General features: G+C 61.9%; 21 protein-coding genes and 1 tRNA gene. 1 reads left to right on the plus strand and 21 read right to left on the minus strand.

The window, feature by feature from the left end; genetic code table 11:
* Positions 1-21: 21 nt before the first annotated feature.
* Genes R8L07_04525 through R8L07_04550 form a run of 6 tightly spaced genes read right to left on the minus strand, consistent with a single transcriptional unit; the run spans position 22 to position 6,097 of the window.
* Entirely contained in the window at positions 22-876 is an 855-nt protein-coding gene (locus R8L07_04525; protein MDW3204788.1) for an alpha/beta hydrolase, read from the minus strand.
* Positions 866-3,187: a xanthine dehydrogenase family protein molybdopterin-binding subunit gene (locus R8L07_04530; GenBank protein ID MDW3204789.1), complete on the minus strand. Its 2,322-nt coding sequence runs from the start codon at positions 3,185-3,187 to the stop codon at positions 866-868. The genes R8L07_04525 and R8L07_04530 overlap by 11 nt, the downstream gene beginning before the upstream one ends.
* Complete coding sequence (locus R8L07_04535) at positions 3,184-3,663, minus strand: (2Fe-2S)-binding protein (GenBank protein ID MDW3204790.1); 480 nt, start codon at positions 3,661-3,663, stop codon at positions 3,184-3,186. Before R8L07_04535 ends, R8L07_04530 begins: the two co-directional genes overlap by 4 nt.
* The gene (locus R8L07_04540; GenBank protein MDW3204791.1) at positions 3,660-4,532 is read right to left on the minus strand and encodes a xanthine dehydrogenase family protein subunit M; all 873 of its coding nucleotides are present in this window, start codon (positions 4,530-4,532) and stop codon (positions 3,660-3,662) included. The genes R8L07_04535 and R8L07_04540 overlap by 4 nt, the downstream gene beginning before the upstream one ends.
* 4 nt (positions 4,533-4,536) lie before the next feature.
* Positions 4,537-5,001 (minus strand): SRPBCC domain-containing protein, encoded by a 465-nt coding sequence (locus tag R8L07_04545; protein ID MDW3204792.1) that lies wholly within the window; start codon positions 4,999-5,001, stop codon positions 4,537-4,539.
* Between the two features lie 16 nt (positions 5,002-5,017).
* Positions 5,018-6,097, minus strand: coding sequence for a hypothetical protein (locus tag R8L07_04550; protein MDW3204793.1), 1,080 nt, complete (start codon positions 6,095-6,097; stop codon positions 5,018-5,020).
* A 410-nt stretch (positions 6,098-6,507) separates the two neighbouring features.
* On the opposite strand from R8L07_04550, the gene R8L07_04555 reads away from it, so the two are divergent.
* Complete coding sequence (locus tag R8L07_04555) at positions 6,508-7,098, plus strand: TetR/AcrR family transcriptional regulator (GenBank protein ID MDW3204794.1); 591 nt, start codon at positions 6,508-6,510, stop codon at positions 7,096-7,098.
* Between the two features lie 21 nt (positions 7,099-7,119).
* Here the strand turns inward: R8L07_04555 and R8L07_04560 are convergent.
* From R8L07_04560 to R8L07_04630, 15 genes are all read right to left on the minus strand, one after another.
* Positions 7,120-7,195 (minus strand) — tRNA-Lys (locus R8L07_04560).
* 120 nt (positions 7,196-7,315) lie between these two features.
* The gene (locus tag R8L07_04565) at positions 7,316-9,226 is read right to left on the minus strand and encodes an AsmA family protein (protein ID MDW3204795.1); all 1,911 of its coding nucleotides are present in this window, start codon (positions 9,224-9,226) and stop codon (positions 7,316-7,318) included.
* A gap of 112 nt (positions 9,227-9,338) precedes the next feature.
* The gene (gene rodA / locus R8L07_04570; GenBank protein ID MDW3204796.1) at positions 9,339-10,493 is read right to left on the minus strand and encodes a rod shape-determining protein RodA; all 1,155 of its coding nucleotides are present in this window, start codon (positions 10,491-10,493) and stop codon (positions 9,339-9,341) included.
* Positions 10,493-12,469 (minus strand): penicillin-binding protein 2, encoded by a 1,977-nt coding sequence (gene mrdA, locus R8L07_04575; protein MDW3204797.1) that lies wholly within the window; start codon positions 12,467-12,469, stop codon positions 10,493-10,495. The genes rodA and mrdA overlap by 1 nt, the downstream gene beginning before the upstream one ends.
* Before the next feature lie 18 nt (positions 12,470-12,487).
* Complete coding sequence (gene mreD, locus R8L07_04580; GenBank protein ID MDW3204798.1) at positions 12,488-13,012, minus strand: rod shape-determining protein MreD; 525 nt, start codon at positions 13,010-13,012, stop codon at positions 12,488-12,490.
* Positions 13,013-13,066: 54 nt separating this feature from the next.
* Positions 13,067-13,912, minus strand: coding sequence for a rod shape-determining protein MreC (gene mreC / locus R8L07_04585; protein MDW3204799.1), 846 nt, complete (start codon positions 13,910-13,912; stop codon positions 13,067-13,069).
* A gap of 124 nt (positions 13,913-14,036) precedes the next feature.
* Positions 14,037-15,080, minus strand: a complete 1,044-nt coding sequence (locus R8L07_04590) for a rod shape-determining protein (GenBank protein ID MDW3204800.1) — start codon at positions 15,078-15,080, stop codon at positions 14,037-14,039.
* 271 nt (positions 15,081-15,351) lie between these two features.
* The gene (locus R8L07_04595) at positions 15,352-15,954 is read right to left on the minus strand and encodes a GNAT family protein (GenBank protein ID MDW3204801.1); all 603 of its coding nucleotides are present in this window, start codon (positions 15,952-15,954) and stop codon (positions 15,352-15,354) included.
* 19 nt (positions 15,955-15,973) lie between these two features.
* Positions 15,974-17,239, minus strand: a complete 1,266-nt coding sequence (locus R8L07_04600; protein ID MDW3204802.1) for a pitrilysin family protein — start codon at positions 17,237-17,239, stop codon at positions 15,974-15,976.
* The gene (thrC, locus tag R8L07_04605; protein MDW3204803.1) at positions 17,236-18,639 is read right to left on the minus strand and encodes a threonine synthase; all 1,404 of its coding nucleotides are present in this window, start codon (positions 18,637-18,639) and stop codon (positions 17,236-17,238) included. The genes R8L07_04600 and thrC overlap by 4 nt, the downstream gene beginning before the upstream one ends.
* Before the next feature lie 9 nt (positions 18,640-18,648).
* Positions 18,649-19,491 carry a mechanosensitive ion channel gene (locus R8L07_04610; protein ID MDW3204804.1) on the minus strand — a complete coding sequence of 281 codons (843 nt, stop codon included), beginning with the start codon at positions 19,489-19,491 and terminating at the stop codon, positions 18,649-18,651.
* Positions 19,492-19,494: 3 nt separating this feature from the next.
* Positions 19,495-20,994 (minus strand): carboxypeptidase M32, encoded by a 1,500-nt coding sequence (locus R8L07_04615; GenBank protein MDW3204805.1) that lies wholly within the window; start codon positions 20,992-20,994, stop codon positions 19,495-19,497.
* Positions 20,991-21,710 carry an SURF1 family protein gene (locus R8L07_04620; protein ID MDW3204806.1) on the minus strand — a complete coding sequence of 240 codons (720 nt, stop codon included), beginning with the start codon at positions 21,708-21,710 and terminating at the stop codon, positions 20,991-20,993. The genes R8L07_04615 and R8L07_04620 overlap by 4 nt, the downstream gene beginning before the upstream one ends.
* A gap of 7 nt (positions 21,711-21,717) precedes the next feature.
* Entirely contained in the window at positions 21,718-22,089 is a 372-nt protein-coding gene (locus R8L07_04625; protein ID MDW3204807.1) for a DUF983 domain-containing protein, read from the minus strand.
* Positions 22,090-22,202: 113 nt separating this feature from the next.
* Positions 22,203-23,042 (minus strand): cytochrome c oxidase subunit 3, encoded by an 840-nt coding sequence (locus R8L07_04630; protein MDW3204808.1) that lies wholly within the window; start codon positions 23,040-23,042, stop codon positions 22,203-22,205.
* Positions 23,043-23,071 lie beyond the last annotated feature (29 nt).

Genomic DNA, 23,071 nt, shown 5'->3' on the forward strand with positions numbered 1-23,071 from the left:
CATCCCGTCTGCCAAACGGGATCAGCCGGTTATCCCGGTCGTTGTTGGCATGAGATTTCGAGTATGGGCAACGGCGGCTCTGACCCAGGTGCCGTCGGGTTCGCCCGAGGCATAGCTGGCCCCCAGGTGGTCGCAGTCTTCGAGTTCCAGCGTCTCGGTCCGAACGCCGGCCGCGGCCAATTGTTCCGCAAAGTTTTGGGCCTGCGTGATCAGATGCGGGAAGTCCTTCGATCCGAAGGCCACCAGGAATGGCGGTGCGTCCGGACGGATATGCGTGACCGGCGAGGCCGGTCCCTCGTTGCCCAGTTCGGGGTCTCCCAGGAAGCGCGGGCGCATGGAAAGTCCCGACGCATCACCGAAAAGATAGGTCCCGGATATCGGCAGGGCCGACTTGATGACATTTGTCGGGACTTCGCATGCGCCTTGCCAGTCCGTGCGAAGTGCCAGCAGGGCGGATAGATGGCCCCCGGCCGAATGCCCCGCCACATGGATCTGTTCAGGGTCGCCGCCAAAATAGGCAATGTTCCGCCAGGTCCAGGCAACCGCCTTCGCGCAGTCCTCGAACTGGGTCGGATACACATGATCCGGGGCCAGCCGATAGCCAAAGGAGACAACCGTGATGCCTCGGGTCGTCAGGGCGGGCGCCATAAAGGCCATCCATTCCTTGTAACCATTGGTCCAGCCGCCGCCATGAATCAGGCAAAGGACGGGTCCCGCAGGCTTTTCGGCCTGATAGACAGCGACGGACTGATACGGGTCGTCGCCAAGGGAGACATCACTTCCCGCAACCTCGGCACCAAGACGCAGCACCTCCGCGTGATAGCGTTCGCCGATGGCCGAGAAGGGTTCCTGTGCCGGATAGTCCTCAGGCCGCATCGCAGTCCTCCAGCATGGCGCGGAAGATCTTTTCCGGCTTCATCGGCAGACTGTTCAGGCGGTTTCCGATTGCATCGGCGATGGCATTCGCGATGGCGGCCGGGACCGGCACCAGCCCGATCTCGCCGGCCCCCTTTGCCCCGAACGGTCCGTCCGGTTCCGGCGCATCGACAATGGTCGTATGCATGCGATAGGGCGAATCCAGCGATGTCGGGACCTTGTAATCCAGCAGTGTGGGATTGGCGAGTTTCGGGCCGTCCCAAACCATTTCCTCGGATAGCGCAAAGCCCATGCCCTGGACAAAGCCGCCATCCATCTGACCGACCACCATGGACGGGTTGATGGCCCGGCCGACATCGACCGCACACCAGACCTCATCGACTTCCGTCTTGCCGCTGACTTCATCGGTCAGGGTGTCGACGATGGTACAGATGAAACTGTAGACCCCGATCTGCGGGAAGGGCAGGCCCTTCGCCACGGCCCGTTTCGGATCGACGGTGGGCTGGTCGAAGACCAGCGTGTTGTGCCCGACAATCGGCCCGCCGGCGGCCCAGTGGGCACGCAGCGAGATCTCATGGAAACTCACTTCCTTGTCGGATCCGGTGACACCGACGGAACCGCCGGGACGCAATTCCAGGTCCTCCACAGCGCATTCCAGCATCTGGGACGCATGCTGCTTCAGTTGTTTCTCGACCTCTCCTGCGGCGCCGACGACGGCGCGACCGGTCGTATAGGTCACCCGACTGGCGGTCGTGCCCCAATTGTAGGGGGACCCGTCCGTATCCGGGCTGGCCAGGCTGATCTTCTCAACCGGCATCTTCAGCGCTTCGGCGCAGATCTGGACCAGAACCGTATCCGATCCCTGCCCGATATCGACCGCGCCGGTATTCAGAACGACCGATCCATCCTCAAGCACACGCACGATTGCACCGGTTCCCAACAGCCCCGAAATATGGGCCCCCAGGGCAACACCGGTGCCGCGCCGCTTCCCTTTCGGGGCCGGACGGTCATGCCGGGAATCCCAGTTCGAGTCCTTGCGCGCGGCGGCGATGCAATCCGCAAGCCCGTTGGACGCCACCTTGCCCCCCCCGAACCAGGGGTCACCGGGCTGAATCAGGTTCTTTTCCCTCAGATCCAGCGGATCCATGCCGAGCCTGGCAGCGATCTCGTCGATCTGCTGTTCGCCGGCGAACGAAACCTGGGGATTGCCGAAACCGCGATAGGCCCCGAACCGCATCTTGTTGGTATAGACCAGCTTGCCGTGGCATTTGGCATTCGGAATGCGATAGGGTCCCCGCGCCATCAGCAGGCTGTATCCCAGGACACCCGGACTATCGTCACCGAACGCACCGCAATCCAGCAACACCTCCATCTCCCGGGCGACCAGCGTCCCGTCCTTCTTCGCGCCGGTCCGACAGCGAACCTTGAACGGATGGCGGGCGCGCACGCATTCGAAATCCTCCTCCCGGCTCAGGATCAGTTTCACCGGGCGACCGGTCACCTGGGTCAGGCGCACCACGAGCGGCTGAATATGCGGCTCCATCTTGTTGCCGAAGCCGCCGCCGATCCGCGGCGTCAGGCAGCGCAGCTTGCTCATCGGCATTTGCAGACTTTCGCAGACATTGGCCTGAACCCGGAAGACGGACTGATTGGCTGACCACAGGGTCACCCGCCCCTGGCTGTCGATCTCGGCAAGCGCACCGACCGGCTCGATGGCGAGATGCGCCTGCGGCGCAGTCTCGTATTCGCCCTCGACGATAACGTCGGCTTCCGCAAAGCCGGCATCAATGTCGCCCTCGCTCAGCTCCGTGTAGGATGCCATGTTACCGGAACAGACCGCCGGGAAGACCTTCAGATAGTCTTCCAGATCTTCGTGGACGACGGCCGCGCCCTCCGCCAGCCCGGCTTCGGGAGACAGAATGGCGGGCAATTCATCGTAATGTACGACAACAAGCTTGGCAGCCATGCGAGCCGCCCCTTCGGACTCGGCCGCCACGACCGCGACAGGTTCCCCGAAATACCGGATCTTGCCCTTGGCAATGGCGTGTTCGTCCTTGATGAACGCGCCCATCCGACCGTCAGGGAAGTCTTCGCCGGTCAGCACGGCGGCCACCCCTGGCACAGCTTGCGCCGCCGTCAGGTCGTAGCCTGTGATCCGGGCATGGGCGACGTCGCTCTGTACGATGGCGGCATGCAGCATGTTCGGACGGCTGAGATCGGCGATGTATTGCGCCGAGCCTGTCAGTTTCTCTGCGATTTCCAGCTTCGTGACATTGGCACCGACGGCGCCGGAAGGGTTCACCGCGCTCATTCTGCCTCTCCCATGGCCGCATCGATCACGGCATCGACAATGGAACGGTAGCCGGAGCAGCGACAGATATTGCCCGAAAGGGCCGTTCGCACCGCGTCCGGATCGGTGCTGGGATTCCGCTGCAGAAAATCATGGGCTGTCATGACGATCCCCGATGTACAGAAACCGCATTGCACGGCGTTCTGCCGCAGCAGGCTTTCCTGCACCCGCGTCAGCTCTCCACGCGGTGCCAACCCCTCCACGGTCGTCACCTCCGATCCGTCCAGATTGGCGGCGAGAGTCAGGCAGGACCGCACCGGGCGACCGTCGACCAGCACGGTACAGGCCCCGCAGACGCCCTGATTGCAGCCTCGCTTCGCCCCGGTCAGTGCAAGCGTTTCGCGCAGGGTGGTAAGCAGCGTTGTCGTCCCGTCGCACGAGACCTCACGCGCCGTTCCGTTCACGGTCATGGAGACATCCTGGCGGGCGCTTGTCATTTCACTTGCTCCACATCTGAAAGGATCTCGTCGAAGGCCTTGGCAATCAGCCGGGGGGCGACCTGCATCCGATACTCGGCGCTGCCCCGGACGTCATCGACGGGATCGAGCTCCTCCACGAGGCGTTCCGCAAACGCGGCGATGCGTTCAGCCGTCGGGACACTGCCGATCAGCATCGCCTCCGCCGCCTCGCTGCGCACCGGCCCACCGCCGCAGCCGCCGACGGCCAGCCGCAGATGCGTCAAGGCGCCGTCCCCGCCTCGGGCAAGCACGATAGCGACCGATGCCAGCGCAAAGTCCCCCGCCACACGACACAGTTTCTCGTAATGGCCGACGGCCCCATCGGGCTGGGGTGGCAGAATGACCGCCGTCACGATATCCCCGTCCTCCAAAGCGGTTTCATACCAACCGAGAAAGAACGCCTCCGCCGGAACCAGGCGGCGCCCGTCGGGACCTGCAATCTCGACTTCGGCGTTCGCCGCGACCAGCGCTGGCGGATAGTCCGCTGCGGGATCGGCGAAGGAGATGGACCCGCCCAGGGTCCCCATATTGCGAACCGGCGGATTTGCGATCTGGGACGCGGCCGCAGATAGCACCCTGTGACCGCCCGACAGGTCCGATTCGAAAGCTGTTTCGCGATGACGCCGCATGGCGCCGATCCGCACCGACCCATCGGCATTGACCTTCAGATCACGCAATTCCTCGATCGCGCGCAGACTGACCAGACTTTCCGGCTCCACCAGTCGCGCATTCATCATCGCAACCAATGTCGCACCGCCGGAAATCGGACGGCCGCCTTCCCCAGCGGCAACAAGCAGCGCAACCGCTTCCTCGACGGTGGTGGGTTTCTGGAATCGCGCCTCGCCCATTGCCTTACCCCGTGACCGGTTCGGATTCCTCCGCCAGCTGGCGGAAGGAATCTTCGAATTTCGCTGCCAGCTTGGTGGCGATCTTCTTCATCATGCCGGCCCCGTAGCGACCGAGACGGCCGCTGATCTCGACATCCGCCGCATAGGCGATCTCCGTCTCGCCTGCGGACAGGCTCGTCAGCCGCATCTCATTGACCGACTTGACCATGCTTGCCCGTGACCCTTCCTCGCCGCGCGAATGGGTCTTTACGAAGACCGGGGGCATTTCTTCCACAATCTCTATGATCAGGTTGAAGGTCGCCTTGATCGGGCCGACCGACACGGTGACGTCGGCCTTGTAGGTCGTGTCATCCACCTGCTCGATGGCATCGCAACCGGGCACGCAACTGACCATGATCTCCGGATCACGGATCAACGACCAGACCCGGTCGGCGGGCGCCTCAACGACAAAGGATTGTTCGATCTTCATTGCGGGCTCCGTCGGATCAGCGTTTCACGCGCGGCACGATCATCTTCGGATCGACCAGCCGACCTTCGTCCACAACGACCTTTCCGTCGAGGCTGATGGTGCATTCACGCATCGGCACATCGTAGTGCCCGCGCGTCGTGCGCTTTCCGCCGCCCTGCGTGTTAGGTCCCGTCGAGAACAGGAAGTTGCCAGGGAAGCATCGCGACGCGGCGCGGCTGCGCTCCGGTCCGTCCCCATAAAGCGCGATCGAGTCCCAACGGCATTGCGGGTTCATGCCCCAGCCCAGATGGGACACCGCATAAGGATCCCGATCCCCCTCGAAATCCTCGCCGTCCTTCAGCCACTCCCGCATCAGAGCCGCGTCCAGCCCGCCGTCGATTTTCGTAATATGCCCGCCGTCGATCTCCAGATGGATCGGGTCCACGACATATCTGCAATAGGGCAGGATGATCACATCGCCGGGCTGGATGACAACCGTCCCATGGGCACTTTCCTCGTTCGGGAAGGTATGGATCAACCCGACGCCCCAATGATCGAACCGACCCGGCTCATCTGCCATGCCGTACTGGCTCATCACAGGGTATTCGCCGCATTCGTAATGCAGGTCCGTTCCGGCCTTGCTGGTCACATGAACGGTACTGGTCTTTTCGTAGACCTTGTGCGCATGCAGAACCGCTTCCTTCAAACCGGGCGGGGATTGCAGCTGCTCCAGATCGTCCGGCGCATCGATGATCATCTGAACGCGGACACCGTTGTCCATCACCTGGCGCAGCCACTTGGCGAATAGCGGGACATGGAAGATCAGCACCATGTCGCAGGCCATCAGCGCCTCCAGCGTACCCTTGCACTGCCCAACGGTCGGCACGCCAACCTTGGTCCAGCCGGGTATCTGGTTCACGCACATCTCGTAGATGTCGGCGCCCAGTTCATCGGCCGCGGCGAAGGCCGCCTGGATGTATTCCCGCCTTGTCCCCAGGTCGGAGACGATCGCAATGGTCTCGCCCTTCTTGATATTGCAAAGCTCGAACTGTTTGCGAAACAGCATCGCCATCTTGGCCGGGTTGACCTCCATCGTGCGGATATCTGCCTGCATCATCTGTCTCCAATCCTCGGCGCCGGCCTGTTTCGGCGCACCTGTCCCCAGACGGCCAACCGACCGCCCCAACTATCCGATTGAATGATTTCCGCTCGGGTGAAGTCTATCCGCCTGCCGACCAAAGAGCCCGCAGCCCACCGTGCGTTGTTCATTCCCATCCAATCCCGGCCGCCTTCCTGTTCATGAGGCAGCTTCGAATTCCATGGCCTCACGATGCGCCGATCACATATCGATGTCAATACCGTATTGCGTTCGTTTTTAAACCAAACTGGAGATCTGCAAATCGCATGGGAGCCAAAAAGTTCCGAAAAATATTGATTATCTTGGGCTTTCAGGCTTCTTTTAATCGCACATCGTTCGGTTTTAATGAATTCCCCGCGAAAGAAGGCGGCAACCAGCCAGAGGATTTCATGGTCCAAGTCAAGAAAGCGGATGTCCGGGAGGCGATACTCGACAGCGCCTTCGAACTGTTCTCCGAAAAGGACTACGCCTCGACGAGCCTGTCGCAGATCGCCAAGCGGGCCGGGGCGTCGACATCGAACCTGTATGTCTATTTTCCCTCGAAACTGGACTTGCTTTGGGCCGTCCTCAGACCCTGGCTGTTTCGCCAGATTGACCAGTTGGAGCTCGAGCTTCAGGGGATCGAGGATGGCCGCGCACGGGTCGAGCGAATCCTGCATGTCCTGTGGGGTGAAATTCCGGCGGCGGACAACAATCTGGCGATCAACCTGGTCCAGGGGGTCGCGCTGTCGAAGCCGGAGGACAATTACAGCCGCGATCTGCTTCTGTATCTGGAACAACGACTGACCGTCATGCTGCGCGACAGCCTACCGGAGGACCGCAAGGGGGTCCTGGGAGACTCGGACGCCTTCTCCCATCTCGCCTTCATGGCCTTCGACGGTTTCGTCCTGACCACCCGGGTCAAGGGACGCTCCAAGCGCCTAACCGAAATCGTGCGGATCACGAGCGATCTGCTGTTCGGGACGTGTCGTACGGAGTGAGGGGATTTGAGGGAGGGGGGATGGTGGGCCACGTAGGATTCGAACCTACGACCTGCCGATTAAGAGTCGGATGCTCTACCAACTGAGCTAGTGGCCCGCCGTGTTCGCCCGAACCATGCCGATGGCATGTGGGCTCCCTCATGAAGGTGCGCGGATTTAGCAGAGTAATTCCGGGCGGTCAATCGCTCACGTCCCACAAAGTAATGGGCCCCGGAGGTCACATCCGACTGTCCGGAGCCACATATACCGGCTCTCCGGCCAGCAATGCCGAACAGTCGACATCCTCCGCTTCACCGAGTTCCAGAAACGGCAGCGGATCGAGACCGCCGAGACCGACCGACGGGCTGCGGAACGGGCCATGGACATGGACCGGTGCAGCCATGTCGATCAGGCTGAAATCCTTTGGGCGCGCCTCGATCTGCAGGTCCATTGATTGCCCGTTCAGATCGGCGTTGCCCCGCGCCAGCAAGATGGAATCGGACGTGTCGACGATCACCCGCTGCGCCGTCACCGCGCCGGCGTTGGCTTCGATCTCGGCACGCCCGCAACGGATGGGGATGCGGGCATCCTCGGTGACCAGCACCGCCAGAGCCTCAATGACATCCACACCGGCCGCCTCTACGAGCAGTCCACTGATTGTTCCGTCACGCATGCCCAGCCAGCCGGACCCGTTCGCAGCAGCCAGCATCTCGGCAAGGCTCGCCCCCTGACCGTTCAGTTTCAGATCGCCGAAGAACCTACCGCCCATCTCATTCACGAATTCGGTGTCCGTGAAGAAGGGTTTCAGGTTCAGTTCCTCAAACGTCGCTGCCAGCTCTGCGACCGGCACGGACGGCCGGGCATCCAGGATCAGCGCCGCATCGACCCTGCCCTGTGCCACGGACAGGTTCAGCGGATCAATCATCGCGCGCCCGTCTTCAAGCACCAGATGTGCCTCCAGTTCCTCCAGAGGCAGACCGGGGGCGAGGATCTCCCTTCCGCTGAAGCGCACATCCATATCCATGGCATGCATCCGCTCCGTGTCGACGGGCGTGTCTGGAAAGACGCCTTGGCTTTCATCATCCGCTGCCGCGCGCTGCGCCTCGTTGGCCGATTCGTCCGGGTCGGGTTCGGCCCCGATGAAACCGGCGAGGTCATCAAAATCCAAGCGTCCGGACACCAGATCGCCCTGGAGTCGGGGCCGCTTTCCGGACGGATCGATCGACGCCTCACCCGATAGATCACTGTCGCCGACCCGCCCGTCGAACGCGGTCAGCCGCCAGACCGCGCCCTCCCGAGCGAGCCTCCCGGACAGGGCGTATGGAGGCGTATCCGGCAGCGGTATGCCGGTGATCAGATAGATTTCGGCCATGGTTGCGCCTTCGATTTGAAAGCGGGCGTCCAGTTGCCGGACGGCAAGCGGCTCCACCGCCGTGCCTTCGACCTCCAATTGGGTTGCCCCCGCCGCAATCCGGAGCGAAATCGGGTAAGGCCTGTCGGATTCCCGAAGATGTGCCAGAGACCCGCCGCGAAAGGCGACCGACACATCCCGGCCGGCAAGCGATCCGTCCAGCGACAGGGTCAGACCGTCGCTCTCCGCCGCTTCGCCGGTTGCGGTGGAAATTTGCCCCGTCAGGTTCATGTCTCGGATGGCATCCCGATAGGAAACCCGTCCATCGGAGACCTTCAACTGGCCGACAGTCGGGAATTCGTCCCGTTCATCCGGTGTGACCGCACCCGCAATCTCGTCACCAGGCCCGGCAAAGGACCAGTTGACCGCGCCCGATCCATCGCGTTCGAAGGCCAGAACAGGATCACCGACCGCCACGGACGGCAACACGATCCGCCCCCGGATCAATGGCGAGAGTTCGACCGCGATGTCCAGCGACCCGATATCCGCCATCCGGTCCGCGACGGCCCATTCCGCATTGCCGATTTCGATGTCTTCGGCGCGAATCCAGGTCGTCCAGCCCCACTCCACGTCCATGCGGCCAATCGAGACGTCTCGATTGATCGACGCCCCGATCGCTTCAGCCAACTGACCCTTGATCCAATTCCAGTCGAACAGCAGCAATCCGAAACTCGCAAAGACCAAGATGAATATCGGGGTCAGGAACAGACCGACGGCAATTTTCGCGCCTCTGGACATGGGGATGCCTTTCTCGCGGATCTGAATGACGCACCTTGGCGGAGCAAGCGCCGCGGGCGGTCATGTCATAAACGCGCAAGAGGCGTGTCGGTTTCAATTTTCGGAATGAATATCAGGACTGGCTGTCACCCTGACGGCCGATCCGGACGTCGCGATGTACAAAGACATTCATGATCAGGCCGAACCCGAACATGACCGCCAGCAGTGCCGACCCCCCGTGGCTGACCAGTGGCAGGGGCAGGCCGACGACGGGAATGACCCCCATCACCATGGCTATGTTGATGAAGACATAGAAGGAGAAGGCGACGATGCAGCCCATGGCCAACAGGCGTCCGAACTGACTGCGTGACCTCAGAGCAATTCCGAATCCGTAGACCATCAGGATGAGATAGAGCCCCATCAACCCGATGCAGCCCAGCAGGCCGAACTCTTCAGCCAGCATCGTAAAGATGAAATCCGTCTGTTTCTCAGGCAGGAAGTTCAGGTGGCTCTGCGAGCCCTTGGTAAAACCGCGCCCGCTGATCCCGCCGGCGCCCATCGCAATCTTGGACTGAAGGATGTGATATCCCTTGCCCAGCGGATCGGATTCCGGGTCGAACAGAACCATGACCCGCTGTTTCTGATAGGGGTGCATCATGCCCCAGATGAACGGGCTGGCTGCTATGGCCGACATGCCGACCAGGGCAAATTTCCACCACCGCACGCCTGCAAGGATGAACATGCAGGCGCCGCCCCCCGCCATCACGACCGCTGTTCCCAGGTCCGGCTGACGGAGAATCAGGATCATCGGCGCGGCGATCAGCAGGCTGGGCACGACCAGATAGCTCAACCGCCCGACATCTTCATAAGACAGTTTGTGGAAATAGCGCGCCAACGCCAGGATCAGCGTGAATTTCATGAGTTCCGAAGGCTGGAAATTGCCGAAACCGAAGATCGGCAACCACCGCTCCGCCCCGCCCCGCATGGCGCCATAGACCTCGACCCCGACCAGCATCAGGAAGGAAATCCCGTAAGCAACATAGGCGTAGCGCAGAACCACGCGGATATCGATCACGGCAAGCACCAGCACACCGATTGCCGCAACGGAGTAGATAATAAACTGTTTCTTGGCCCACGGCTCCCAGGACCCGTTGGCGGCGGAATACTGCATGGCGATGCCGATCGCGACACACAGGCCGAGCAGCAGCCACATCGACCAGTTGATCTGCCAGATCTTCTGCGTCAGCGTCATTTCGGGCTGCCGCAATTCACCGTGACGGATCGCCATCAGCCGGCCCCTCCCGTCTTGATGCCAACCCCATCGGCGGTGACGTAGCCCTGCAGGCGCAACACCTCCTCCAGCAGATCGCGCGCGATCGGGGCCGCGGCTCGGGACCCGCCCTCGGCATGTTCGACCACGACGGATACCGCATAGCGCGGGGCGTGGACCGGCGCGAAGCCGACGAACAGGGCATGATCCCGCAAGCGCCACGCGATGTCTTCACCCGACCGGATGCCCGCCTCCCGTTCAGCCTGGGAAATACGCCGAACCTGACTGGTCCCGGTCTTGCCGCCCATGGTGAAATCCGAAAACCGCAAGGTCGATTTGCGTGCGGTGCCGCGATCGCTGTTCACCACTGCGTTCATCGCATCCAACAGGGTGGCAAGATGTTCATCCCGGAACCCGAGATCCTCGAACTCGGGTGCATTGCGATCCGGCAGCGGCCCGCCGGCCGCCACCGCCTCGGTCGCTTCCGCGAGTGTTTCGCCCGGCGGCATGTCACCGTCCTGGCCGGAATTGACGATCGGTTTCCCATGGCGGTCGAAGCCAGGCAGCGGATAGGCAAGGCGCGGGGTCACCGCCTTTCCGCCATTGACCAGTCGGGCCGTCATGACGGCAAGCTGAAGCGGCGTGGTCAGAACGAAGCCCTGTCCGATACCGACCACAAGAGTTTCGCCCATATGCCAGGGTTGGCCGCGCTTCTCGCGCTTCCACGCCCGCGTCGGAATCAGGCCGCCCCGCTCGCCCAGCAACTCGATACCGGTTTCCTCTCCGAGGCCCAGACGCTTGCAGACGGTGGCAATCCGGTCAACGCCGACCCGCCGGGCGACATCGTAGAACCAAACGTCGCAGGACTGTTCAATCGCGGTATGCAGGTCCATGGAGCCATGGCCATGTCGCTTCCAGCAATGGAAGCGCCTGTCACCGAGTTCGACATGGCCCGGGCAGAAAACGGTGTGATCCGGCTGAATGCCGTTTTCCATCGCCGCCAACGCGACGGCCATCTTGAAGGTCGATCCCGGCGAATACTGACCTGCGATGGCCTTGTTCGTCAGCGGACCATAGGGATTCTTGACCAGGGCCTGCCATTCGCTCGCCCCGATCCCCTCACTGAAGGCATTCGGGTCGTAGGAGGGGACCGACACCAGGGCAAGGACATCGCCGCTGTGAATGTCCATTACGACGGCGGAGGCCGCTTTCTCGTTACGAAGCCGCGCACCGGCAAAGTCCTGCAGGCGCATGTCCAGGGTCAGCTTGACCTCTCGCCCGGGCTGCCCTTCCTGCCGATCGATCTCCCGAATGACCCGGCCGAGGGCGTTCACCTCGACCTTGCTGGTCCCGGCACTGCCGCGAAGGGCCAGGTCATAATGCTTCTCGATCCCATTCTTGCCGATCCGGAACCCCGGCAGATCCAATAGCGGGTCCCCGGTCTGTTCGGCTTCCGACACCGCCCCGACATAGCCGACGACATGGGCCATGTGTTCCGAATAGGGATAGTGGCGGGTCTGACCGACATCGATGCTGACGCCCGGGAGATCCGGCTGATTGACCCCGATCCGGCTGACTTCCTGCCAACTCAGGTTCTCCGCGACCGTGATCGGCACGAAGGCGCGGCGGCTTTCGGTTTCGCGCAGCACCCGGGCCATCGTGTGCTCGTTGATGTCGATGAGTTTCGCCAGCTTTTCCAGGACCGCCTGAACGCCGCCGGCATTCTTCGCCTGCTCCCGCACCAGAACGACCCGATAGTTCTGGACATTGATCGCCAGGTAATCACCGTTGCGGTCGGTGATGAAGCCGCGCGGCGGCGCAATCAGCCGAAAATTGATGCGGTTCTCTTCAGCCAGCGTCGCATAACGCTCGGACTCGACGACCTGAAGGTAGTAGAGACGCCCACCGAGTCCCCCCATCACGAGACACTGCCCCCCCATGAACAGGGCGGCACGCCGGTTGAAAACCTTGGTCCGTGTCTTCTCTGGATTCATGACCGCCGCCCCCTTCCGTCACGCATCGGCATCGCGTGCCGGCACCAGCTTGTGCGCCTGGGACAGCAGCGCCGCCAGGGGTGGATAAAGAAGAATGGTCAGCAGCAACCCAATCGCTGCGCCTGTCGGATCAATCCAACGGCCGCTCAGGATGAAATTGGACAACCAGGACAGGAACGCCGCGCCGATCGCGACCAGCATGAACCCCCACCAGACAACGCTGAAGCTCTTGCCGTGGAAAAAGCGCCGTTGAGAGACGACCACCAGGTAGGCCAGCAGCAGGACCATCGACGTAACCCCGGGGGCGCCACCGGTCAGAAGATCCTGCAGCAGCCCAAGTAGCAGTATGAAGAAACCGTTCAACAGGTCCGGTCGATAGATCGTCCAATAGTAGACGGCAATCAGCGTCAGCGATGGGGCAACCATCGCAGCCATGGGCAAACGCAGCGGGAGGGCGCTCAACAGGACGACCAGCAGCGTGCAGATCAGCGGCAGCAGCCCGCGCGCGAAATGATCCAGTCTGGAGAGAAATCCAGTTCTCATCGTCCGTTCGATCCATCTGGTCCGGCGCAAGGTCCGGACATACCGCTGCCGCGTCTATTGCAGCACTCCGTCCAGGCCGAAATCCATCAGCCTGACAAGTTCCGGTCGTTCGTCGGCCGCATAGGGCTGAACCCGCACGCCGTTTTCATCCGCGCTGGAGATCACGCCGACCGGCAGACCGGGCGGAAACGCCCCGGCATCGCCTGACGTTACCACACGCTGACCCGGCGTCAGATCCGAATTCGCCGCGCCGTAGATCAACCGCGGAAAGGAAGTATTGTCGCCGGCCAGAATTGCCCGCGCCCGCGAATTTTCGATCACGACCGGGACCCGGCTATTCAGGTCGGTAATCAGCAGCACCCGTGACGATCTTTGCCCAACCTCGGCCACCCGGCCAATCAGACCGTCGCCGGTCACCGCCGCCTGCCCCTTCTGTGCGCCATCGCTGTGCCCGACATTCAGCACCAGAGAACGCACGAAAGTGCTGCCCATTCCGATAACCCGGCCCGTCACGAAGCGTTTCACATCCTCGCGTTCGAAGGTCAGCAGTTCACGCATCTGGATGTTTTCAACTTCCAGCCGGCGGGCGACCGCCTGCCATTGCTGCAGCCGCGCCACTTCCTGGCGCAGCCGGGCATTCTCCTCATGCAGATGGGCAAGGTTCTTCACTTCGCCGACGACGTTGTTCACCGCGTCGACCGGACGGGTCAGCGTCTCCAGGATCGGTGCCGCCGCATCGGTAACCTGCGTACGCGCACGCTCGAACGCTTCCGGATCGGACCGCCCGAGAACCATAAGGGCAATGGAACTTCCGAGGAAAAGCGCGAAGAGCAGTCGCTGCGCCAGCGTGCGAAGCGGCTGCGCCGTTCTGATTTCAGGCCCTTTTGCGCGTTTCGCCAAGATGGCCCCCAGCCTCTACCAACCAGTCAACACCAACCAGACACCAAAACCCGGACCAACCGGAGCCCCCACCCGATCGTCCCACGGCGACTTTCGCGTCGGCCGGGGGAACCCGCGGCAGCGACTAATTGTACATACTGATCAGCACGTTCTTCAGCGTGCGCATCTCCTCGAGGCACCGGCCGGTGCCCAGAGCGACACAGCTCAACGCCTCGTCCGCGATGGAAACCGGAAGCCCCGTGGCGTGCCGAAGCACGTAATCAAGATTGCGCAGCATCCCGCCACCGCCGGTCAGCACGATACCCTTGTCGACAATGTCGGCGGCAAGCTCCGGCGGAGTCTGTTCCAGCGCGACCTTGACCGCCTCTATGATGGCACCAACCGGCTCGGCCAGGCTTTCTGCGATCTGGCGCTCGGAGATGTTCAGCTCCTTCGGGACGCCGTTCATCAGATCCCGGCCCTTTATTTCCATCATTTCCCCGTCGCCTTCTTCCGGCGGACAGGCGGAACCGATCTTCTTCTTGATCCGCTCGGCAGAGCCTTCCCCGACGAGCAGGTTATGATTGCGACGGATATAGGCAATAATGGCCTCGTCCATCTTGTCGCCACCGACACGCACGGAGCGCGAATAGACAATGCCGCCCAGCGACAGCACCGCAACCTCGGTCGTACCGCCGCCGATATCGACCACCATGGAGCCGGTCGGTTCGGTCACCGGCAGATTGGCGCCAATCGCGGCGGCCATCGGCTCCTCGATCAGGAAGACCCGGCGCGCACCGGCGCTTTCCGCGGATTCCTGAATGGCACGACGCTCCACCGCGGTGGATCCGGACGGCACACAGACAATGACCTGCGGACTGGCGAAGCTGCGGCGATTGTGAACCTTGCGAATGAAGTGCTTGATCATCTCTTCGGCGACTTCGAAGTCGGCGATCACACCATCGCGCAGCGGCCGGATGGCCTGTATGTTGCCGGGCGTACGCCCCAGCATCATCTTCGCCTCGTCCCCGACGGCGAGAACCTGCTTCTTGCCCTTCACTTCGGCGATCGCGACAACGGACGGCTCGTTCAGGACGATGCCACGCCCCTTGACGTAAACCAGCGTGTTGGCCGTACCGAGATCGATCGCCATGTCGGCGGAGAGAAAACCGAGTAACCGAGAAAACATAGTGGCAGCCTTAGCCTCCGACCCCTAGCAATCCAGCCGCATGCCATGTCGCTTTTCAGCCATTGGATGCGGCGGCTCAACACCGCTGAAACCCGCGCGAAATGGAGCGTTGCGGCGCGCTCATACAAGCGTGTGACTTACGCCGATTCAGCCATTCCGGCAATTCTTTTCTCCTTAGGAAATCCGGCAAAAGTAAGGCATTTTCGGTTTATTCGCCCCATCGCGCGACCGAGCACGCGGAATCGCCGATTCGTCCCGCCGACCGGATCGATCAGCGCTCCGTCACCGGCACTGCCGGACGGTCGTCCGTACGCAGGATGCCGAAGGTGTCGTGATCCTGCCAACGCCCGGCGATGCACAGATATTTGCGGGCGCGGCCTTCAAGCCGGAATCCGGATTTCAGAAGCAGGTTCCGGCTCGCCTCGTTGTGAACGAGACAGGCGGCTTCGATGCGGTGAAGGTTCAGCTTGCAGAAGGCGAAATCCAGAAGAATCTGAATGGCTTCCGTCATGTAACCCTTTCGCGAATGATCCTTCGCGATCCAGTATCCGACATTGGCCGATTCAACGACGCCCCGACGCACATTTGCCAGGGTGATGCCCCCCAAAAGCTCGTCCGTCTTGTCGTCGACGATGAAGAAGCCGTACCCGATACCCGACCGCCATTCCTGCTCAACCCGATGCAGGCGCCGGCGAAAGGCACCCGGCGTCAGAGCATCCCGAGGCCAGGCCGGTTCCCAGGGTTCCAGGAAGGCTTTCGATCGGTCCCGAACCGCCATCCATGCCGCCTGGTCCGACACACGCGGTGGTCGCAATGCGACGCGAGGGCCGGAATATCGACATCGCGGCAGGGAGTGTCGAAAGAATTGAAGCATGTATCGCGGGCTTGCTGTGTCAGGCTGCCCGCAAACGATCCGCGATACGGTCGTAACTTTCAAGCCGTGAGAGAGGTCCGATGGCCGAAACGGTCGGTCGGGACGCGAAGATGCGTCGTGCAAGCGCCTGCAGTTCTGCCTTTCCGACACGTTCCACGGCGGCGACCTGTTCCGCCTCGTCGAGCGCGCGGCCATGTATCAGAACCTGATTGCCGAGTTGATCGCATCGTCCGCCGGAGCTTTCCCGCGACATCAGGAGCGACGCCTTGACCTGGGTGATTGCGCGGGCGATCTCCGCATCGGTCAAGCTGTCCGCCAGCCCCAGGATCTCGTCGGTCATGACCGGCACAAGTTCGCCGACATCATCCTCTCCGGTTCCGGCATAGATCCCGAAAAGGCCGGTATCGGCAAAGGTCCAGGCGAAGGAATAGATCGAATAGGCCAGCCCGCGCTCTTCCCGGATCGACTGAAACAGTCGGGAGGACATGCCGCCGCCCAACAGGGCGGAAAGGACGTTCGAGGTGTAGTAGTCGTTGTCGGCAAAGGAAGGCCCTTCGAAGCCGAGCAGCAGATGAACCTGTTCGCTGTCGCGGTTCAGCCTGTGTTCCCCGCCCTGATAATCGGCCTGCGCAATCTCCGTTTCCTGCACCGCCCCCAATGCCTGAAACTTCTCCTCCGCCAGGGCAAGGAACCGATCGTGATCGACGCCGCCAGCGGCGCAAAGAACCATGTTCTCACCGGCATAGCGCCGCGCCATGAAATCGCGAATGGAATCGCGCGGCATGCGCCGGACGGTTTCGGATGTGCCCAGCACCGGCCGGCCCATCGATTGGTCCGGATAGGCCACTTCCTGGAACAGATCGAAGACAAGATCGTCCGGCGTGTCGTGGCACTGGCCGATTTCCTGCAGGATCACGCCGCGCTCGCGCTCCAGCTCGACCTCGTCAAAGGTCGGATTCTGCAGGATGTCGGCGACGATATCGACCGCCAGCGGCAAATCCTCGGCAAGGACCTTGGCGTAGTACGCTGTGTTCTCCCGGGCGGTATAGGCGTTCAGATAACCGCCGGCGGCCTCGATCTCCTCGGCAATCTGGCGGGCGGAGCGGGAACGGGTTCCCTTGAATGCCATATGCTCCAGAAAATGCGCGACACCATTGATTTCCTTGGGTTCCGCCCGGGCACCCGTGCCGACCCAGACGCCGACACTGGCCGTACGCGTACCCGGCATGGTATCCGTGGCGACCCGCAGGCCGTTGGATAACGTGTCAATTCGGACCGAGCTCATTGCTGCCCCGCCCGGTTGGATCCGCGCACAAATTCCTGAATGGCGTTCAGTGTGTTCGGCAGACGCTCGTAACGCTCCTCGCGCTCAAACAGGTCGCTCAGACGCGGCGGCAGCTGCGGACGTGTGCCGGTCGCCTCCTCGACGGAATCCGGGAACTTGGCCGGATGCGCGGTGGCCGCCACGACCAGCGGCACCGCCGGGTCCTGGCGCCGCGTCCAGCCCGCGACGACCCCGATCGCACTGTGCGGATCGACCAGTTCCCCGGTGGATTCAAGCACTGCCTTCATGGCGGCACGGCACTCATCATTGGACAGTCGATGGGCCGAAAACAGCTGAAGGGCACGCTGCCAACGCTCCCGATCCAGGTCCAGCTTGCCTGACGCCCGGAAGGTCTGCATCAGATGCGCAACCGCCGGCCCGTCCCGATCCATCAATTCGAACAACAAGCGTTCGAAATTGCTGGAAACCTGGATATCCATAGACGGCGACAGGGTAGGCACCACGGTCTGCATCGACATGTCGTTGGCATTGAAGAAGCGCGACAGGATGTCGTTTTCGTTGGCGCCGACGATCAGTTGCCCGATCGGCAAGCCCATCTGACGGGCGGCGTAGGCAGCGAAGACATTGCCGAAATTGCCGGTCGGCACGGCAAAGGACACCTCACGATCAGGCGCCCCCAGAGACAGGGCGGCATGGGCATAATAGACGATCTGACACATGATCCGTGCCCAGTTGATTGAGTTCACCGCCGACAGGTGCATCTGATCGCGGAAAGCCATGTCATTGAACATCGCCTTCACCAGATCCTGGCAATCGTCGAACGTACCGTCGACGGCGATGTTGTGGACATTGGTAGCCTGGATCGTGGTCATCTGCCTGCGCTGCACGTCCGAGCAGCGCTGATAGGGATGCATGATGAAGATGTCCACCGCATCCCGGTCGCGGCAGGCCTCGATAGCAGCCGAACCGGTATCGCCCGAGGTGGCGCCGACGATACAGATCCGTTCGCCCCGCCGGGTCAGGACATGATCGAACATGCGACCGACCAACTGGAGCGCGTAGTCCTTGAAACTGAGCGTCGGACCGTGGAACAGCTCCATCAGCCAGGTATCCCCGCTGAGCTGTTTCAGCGGGGCGACGGCATCGTGGTCGAAGCCGCTATAGGCATCCGCCGCCATATCGGCGAAATCATCCTCGTCGATGGCGTCACCCAGATAGGGGGAGCACACGCGCGCGGCCAGCTCATCATAGGAAAGGCCACGCATCTCGCGCCATTCGGCGGCCGAGAAACGCGGCCAATCCGCCGGAACATAAAGCCCTCCGTCCCGGGCAAGCCCGGTCAGCAGAACGTCGTCAAATCCGAGATCCGGCGCCGTGCCGCGCGTACTGATGTAACGCATTTTCGGTCCTTACTTTTCCGACGGTGCGGGCAGCATATGCACATCACGCTGCGGGTACGGAATGCTGAGGCCGCCTTCTTCGATCTTTTCCTTGGCCCAGCGGGTCATGTCCCATTTCAGGGCCCAGAAATCCGAACTCATCGCCCACATGCGCATGGTGATGTTCACCGAACTGTCGCCCAGCGTCGTTACCATGCATTGCGGCGCAGGATCCTTCAGCACGCGATCGTCCTTTTCCATCAGACCGGACAGAATTTCGACCGCCTTGCCGATATCATCGTCATAGGAAATCCCGACGACCAGATCCATGCGGCGCTTGTTGTTGCGCGAATAGTTCGTGATCTTCGAATTCCACAGGCTCGAGTTCGGACAGGAAACGTAGACGCCGTCCACCGTCGTGAACTGCGACGTGAACAGACCGATTTCATCGACGGTCGCCGATACAGGACCGGCGTCGATAAAATCGCCCACCTTGAAGGGGCGCAGGATCAGAAGCATGATCCCTGCCGCGATGTTCTGAAGCGTACCCTGAAGCGCCAGACCGATTGCGAGGCCGGCGGCACCGAGTACGGCGATGATGCTGGCTGTCTGGACCCCGAACTGGCTCAGGATCGCAATGACCGTCATGATGACGATCGTGTAGCGAACCAGGCTTGCGAAGAGCGGCTTCAGCGTGCCATCGACCCGCTTGTACTTGTCCAGCGTCCGCCGGGTCGCACCGGAAAGCCAGCTGGCCAGCCAGAGACCGATGATCAGTATGATCAGAGCCTCAAGGATGTTGCTGCCATATTCCAGCGCAGTGGGAACAGCCCATTCCCAGAATTCCTGCATCTGCTTCGCGGTGTCTTCCATTTCCTACTCTCCCAGATAGCGTTGCCGAAGATGCCGTTTGAAGGCGGCAGCGTTCAGCGGGTTTCCCGATGCGCTACGGATCAAGTCGTCTGATGTATTAAAGCAACCCTTCGAATGAATGGCATCGCGTAACCATGCCATCAAGGGTGAAAAGTCCCCGTTTGCAAGTGCCTGCGGAATGGTCGGCACCGCGCGGGCGGCCGCCTCCGCCAGTTGCGCCGCCAGCATGGCCCCCAACGTATAGGTCGGGAAGTAGCCGATGGCACCGTCATACCAGTGGATGTCCTGAAGACAGCCCCTGCGGTCATCCGGCACATCGATGCCGAGCAAGCTCTTCATACCGTCATTCCAGGCTCCCGGAAGCTCCGCCAGGGGCAGATCGCCGGACAGAATGGCCCGCTCCAGCCGGGTGCGCAGAATGACGTGGGCCGGATAGGTCACCTCGTCCGCATCAACCCGAATGAAGTCCGGCTTCACCCATTGTTGCAGTCGGCGGAAGTTCTCCGGTTCATAGGCCGGATCGTCCCCCAGCACCGAGGCGGCCTGACCGGCCAGCCAGGTCAGAAATCCGCTGGAGCGGCTGGCCTGCATCTCAATGCTGAGAGACTGACTTTCATGGACCACCATGCCAAGAGACTGACCGACCGGCTGCCGGATCCAGTCGCGGGGCAAGCCGGCCTCATAGGCCGCATGACCGCATTCATGCAGGGCGGCCATGACCGCAAATGTCGGCTCCTCTGCATTGTAACTCACGGTGATGCGCTGATCGCCGGGATAGCCGGTTGAAAACGGATGGGCGCTGACATCGACCCGACCGCGGGTGAAATCGAAGCCGGTCGCGGCAGCCAGTTTCTCGACCAGGACCCTCTGTCGCTCGACCGGGGCCGGTTTCGGTTTCAGCGGCTCACCCCCTTTTACCTGCCGCTCCAGGACCTGCGGAAGGAAGTCGGGCAGAAATGCCGCATAATCGTCGAAGATCGGGTCGAAATCGGCCGAGCGCGTTCCCGGAGCATAGGTTTCCACCAGGGCATCATAGGGCGACAGGCCAAAGACGTCGGCATAGGCAGCCGCGATCTCCCGGGTCAGTTCCACGACCCGTTGCAGCAGGGGTTGTACGGACGCAAAATCGGAACTGGCCCGCGCCTCCCGCCATGCATGCTCACAGGCGCTGGCGGCCTTGCTCATCGCTTCGACCAGGGATTCATCCAGGGCAGTCGTCAGCCTGTGGTCCCGGCGCATCTCGCGAAGATTTGCGGCCTCCCAATCCGTCAGATGCGTTACCGCCGCCTCGGCGTCATCCAGCAGTGCGGCCACCGCCGGATCCGTCATGGCCTGGTGCCGGATCAGCTTCATTTCGGCCAGTTGATCGCTGCGCGGACCGGCACCGCCGTCGGGCATGGTCGTAGCCGCATCCCAGTGCAGGATCGTTGCGACCTCGCCCAGAACGGCCATGCGATGGAAGCGACGCTCCAGATCCCGATAGGCAGCCTTCGAATCGGTCATTCGCCGTTTCCGCCGCGACGATGGTAGACGACATAAATCACCACCAGCGCACCGGCCAGCAGGAACCATGTGAGGGCATACTGCAGATGGTCATTGCGGATATCCAGAATCCATTGCCGGCCAAGAGGATAGGTGCCCGGGACGTCCGTGTTACCATCCACGACATAGAAGTTCGTCAGGGACAGCGACGCCGTTTCCTCAATCTGGGCCTGATCAACCGAATACCAGACATTGTTCGCCGGTTCGTTCTCCGGCAGGAAGACCCGCTGCAGGCCGGTGATGGGACGCTGAAACCGGACAATGCCTTCCACCGTAACCGGGCCGTCGACCAGCCCGTCAGGACGGGCCGAGCGCTCTTTCAGTTCGAACGGCACCCAGCCTCGATTCACCAGCACAGTCTGCGCGTCGGGCATGTCGGTGCGGCGCAACGGAGTCAGGATATGGAGACCCGGATTTCCGTTCAGCGACCGGTTCAGCAGGTGAACCTCCTGGTCGTGCAGAAATTCGCCGGTCACGGTGACGCGCTGAAATTCCCACTCGTCGATATCGAGATCGCCTGCCGGAAGGGCAACGGCTTCGGCCTCAGCCCGCGTATGCAGCCGGTCCAGCAGGGTTTCCTTCCATTCCAGGCGCTGCAGCTGCCAGGCGCCGAGCCAGACCAGGGCCACCAGCGCGGGAAGAGTGAACAGGGTAGGGATCAATTTCGGTCGGAACATCTGTCTCTCACGACTTATCGTAGCTGTCAGTGCCGGTATCGCTGGCCTGATTGACATATTGCAATGCAATCAGAAGCCCCTTCGTGCGGGGCAGCATAATCAGGGTCAGAATGCTGACCACCGGCACGGCAATGACAATAGGGACCCAGATGGCGGTATCAAATGCCAACATCACCCAGGCGCCCAGACCGACGCCGATGGCACCGATGATCAGGATCAGAAAGGGGACGGCACCATCTCCGGCATTCTCGAAGCTGTACTTCAGGCCGCAATGGCCGCATTCATCCGCGACCTTGAGGAAACCGGAATAGAGGGGGCCGGTGCCGCAACGCGGGCATCGGCCGCGAAAACCGGTATGCAAGGGAGATGGCGCAGTCATCGTACAGATCCTTCTGGTCACGCCGGGCGAAGCCGGAAGCCGCGATGTCGCTCCCCCAAAAACCGAACGGGCCGCCTGTTCCCAGGCGGCCCGCACAACTCAACTCTGGCCGATCAGCCGCCCCACCAGTAGACGCAGACGAACAGGAACAGCCACACAACATCAACGAAGTGCCAATACCAGGCCGCAGCCTCGAAACCGAAATGCTTGCTCGGCGTGAAGTCGCCGCGCGACGCCCGGATCAGGCAAACCAGCAGGAACAGCGTTCCGACGATAACGTGGAAACCGTGGAAGCCGGTCGCCATGTAGAAGGTCGACGAGTAGATGCCTTCCGTGAAACCGAAGGCCGCATGGCCGTACTCATAGGCCTGCAGCGCGGTGAAGCAGGCGCCCAGAACGACCGTCAGAGCCAGCCCCTGGATGAGTTCCTTGCGCTTGCCTTCGCGCAGGGCGTGGTGTGCCCAGGTCACGGTGCAGCCCGACAGCAGCAGGATCATCGTGTTCATCAGCGGCAGATGGAACGGATCGAAGGTCTCGATATGCGCCGGCGGCCATTGCCCGCCATTGGCTTCCGTCCGCCAGAACTGGATTTCCTCGGTCGCAAACAGGCTGGCGTCGAAGAAGGCCCAGAAGAATGCGGCGAAGAACATCACCTCGGAGGCGATGAACAGCGACATGCCGTAGCGCAGCCCCAGCTGCACGACCGGCTTGTGGTCGCCCGCATGAGACTCTCGAACCACATCGCGCCACCAGAAATACATGGTGCACAACACCATGATCAGCCCGATTGCCGTTCCCGCCAGGCCGATGGAAAAATCGCCCAGCATTGTCGGATGCATATACCAAACCGTGCCGAAAGCCAGCACGAAGCCGCTCAGCGCACCGAATGCCGGCCACGGGCTCGGATTTACCAAGTGATAGTCGTGGTCGACCGCGTGATGATCGCCTGCCATGGCTTACCCCCGTCTCTGAGGCACCGAAA

The organism is Alphaproteobacteria bacterium, assembly GCA_033344895.1.
Taxonomy (GTDB): Bacteria; Pseudomonadota; Alphaproteobacteria; order UBA8366; family Aestuariispiraceae; genus Pacificispira.

Excerpts from the sequence above, each read along its gene's own strand:
- R8L07_04525 (MDW3204788.1), bottom strand. The coding sequence starts at position 876 with ATGCGGCCTGAGGACTATCCGGCACAGGAACCCTTCTCGGCCATCGGC.
- R8L07_04530 (MDW3204789.1), bottom strand. The coding sequence starts at position 3,187 with ATGAGCGCGGTGAACCCTTCCGGCGCCGTCGGTGCCAATGTCACGAAG.
- R8L07_04535 (MDW3204790.1), bottom strand. The coding sequence starts at position 3,663 with ATGACAAGCGCCCGCCAGGATGTCTCCATGACCGTGAACGGAACGGCG.
- R8L07_04540 (MDW3204791.1), bottom strand. The coding sequence starts at position 4,532 with ATGGGCGAGGCGCGATTCCAGAAACCCACCACCGTCGAGGAAGCGGTT.
- R8L07_04545 (MDW3204792.1), bottom strand. The coding sequence starts at position 5,001 with ATGAAGATCGAACAATCCTTTGTCGTTGAGGCGCCCGCCGACCGGGTC.
- R8L07_04550 (MDW3204793.1), bottom strand. The coding sequence starts at position 6,097 with ATGATGCAGGCAGATATCCGCACGATGGAGGTCAACCCGGCCAAGATG.
- R8L07_04555 (MDW3204794.1), top strand. The coding sequence starts at position 6,508 with ATGGTCCAAGTCAAGAAAGCGGATGTCCGGGAGGCGATACTCGACAGC.
- R8L07_04565 (MDW3204795.1), bottom strand. The coding sequence starts at position 9,226 with ATGTCCAGAGGCGCGAAAATTGCCGTCGGTCTGTTCCTGACCCCGATA.
- rodA (MDW3204796.1), bottom strand. The coding sequence starts at position 10,493 with ATGGCGATCCGTCACGGTGAATTGCGGCAGCCCGAAATGACGCTGACG.
- mrdA (MDW3204797.1), bottom strand. The coding sequence starts at position 12,469 with ATGAATCCAGAGAAGACACGGACCAAGGTTTTCAACCGGCGTGCCGCC.
- mreD (MDW3204798.1), bottom strand. The coding sequence starts at position 13,012 with ATGAGAACTGGATTTCTCTCCAGACTGGATCATTTCGCGCGCGGGCTG.
- R8L07_04590 (MDW3204800.1), bottom strand. The coding sequence starts at position 15,080 with ATGTTTTCTCGGTTACTCGGTTTTCTCTCCGCCGACATGGCGATCGAT.
- R8L07_04595 (MDW3204801.1), bottom strand. The coding sequence starts at position 15,954 with ATGCTTCAATTCTTTCGACACTCCCTGCCGCGATGTCGATATTCCGGC.
- R8L07_04600 (MDW3204802.1), bottom strand. The coding sequence starts at position 17,239 with ATGAGCTCGGTCCGAATTGACACGTTATCCAACGGCCTGCGGGTCGCC.
- thrC (MDW3204803.1), bottom strand. The coding sequence starts at position 18,639 with ATGCGTTACATCAGTACGCGCGGCACGGCGCCGGATCTCGGATTTGAC.
- R8L07_04610 (MDW3204804.1), bottom strand. The coding sequence starts at position 19,491 with ATGGAAGACACCGCGAAGCAGATGCAGGAATTCTGGGAATGGGCTGTT.
- R8L07_04615 (MDW3204805.1), bottom strand. The coding sequence starts at position 20,994 with ATGACCGATTCGAAGGCTGCCTATCGGGATCTGGAGCGTCGCTTCCAT.
- R8L07_04620 (MDW3204806.1), bottom strand. The coding sequence starts at position 21,710 with ATGTTCCGACCGAAATTGATCCCTACCCTGTTCACTCTTCCCGCGCTG.
- R8L07_04625 (MDW3204807.1), bottom strand. The coding sequence starts at position 22,089 with ATGACTGCGCCATCTCCCTTGCATACCGGTTTTCGCGGCCGATGCCCG.
- R8L07_04630 (MDW3204808.1), bottom strand. The coding sequence starts at position 23,042 with ATGGCAGGCGATCATCACGCGGTCGACCACGACTATCACTTGGTAAAT.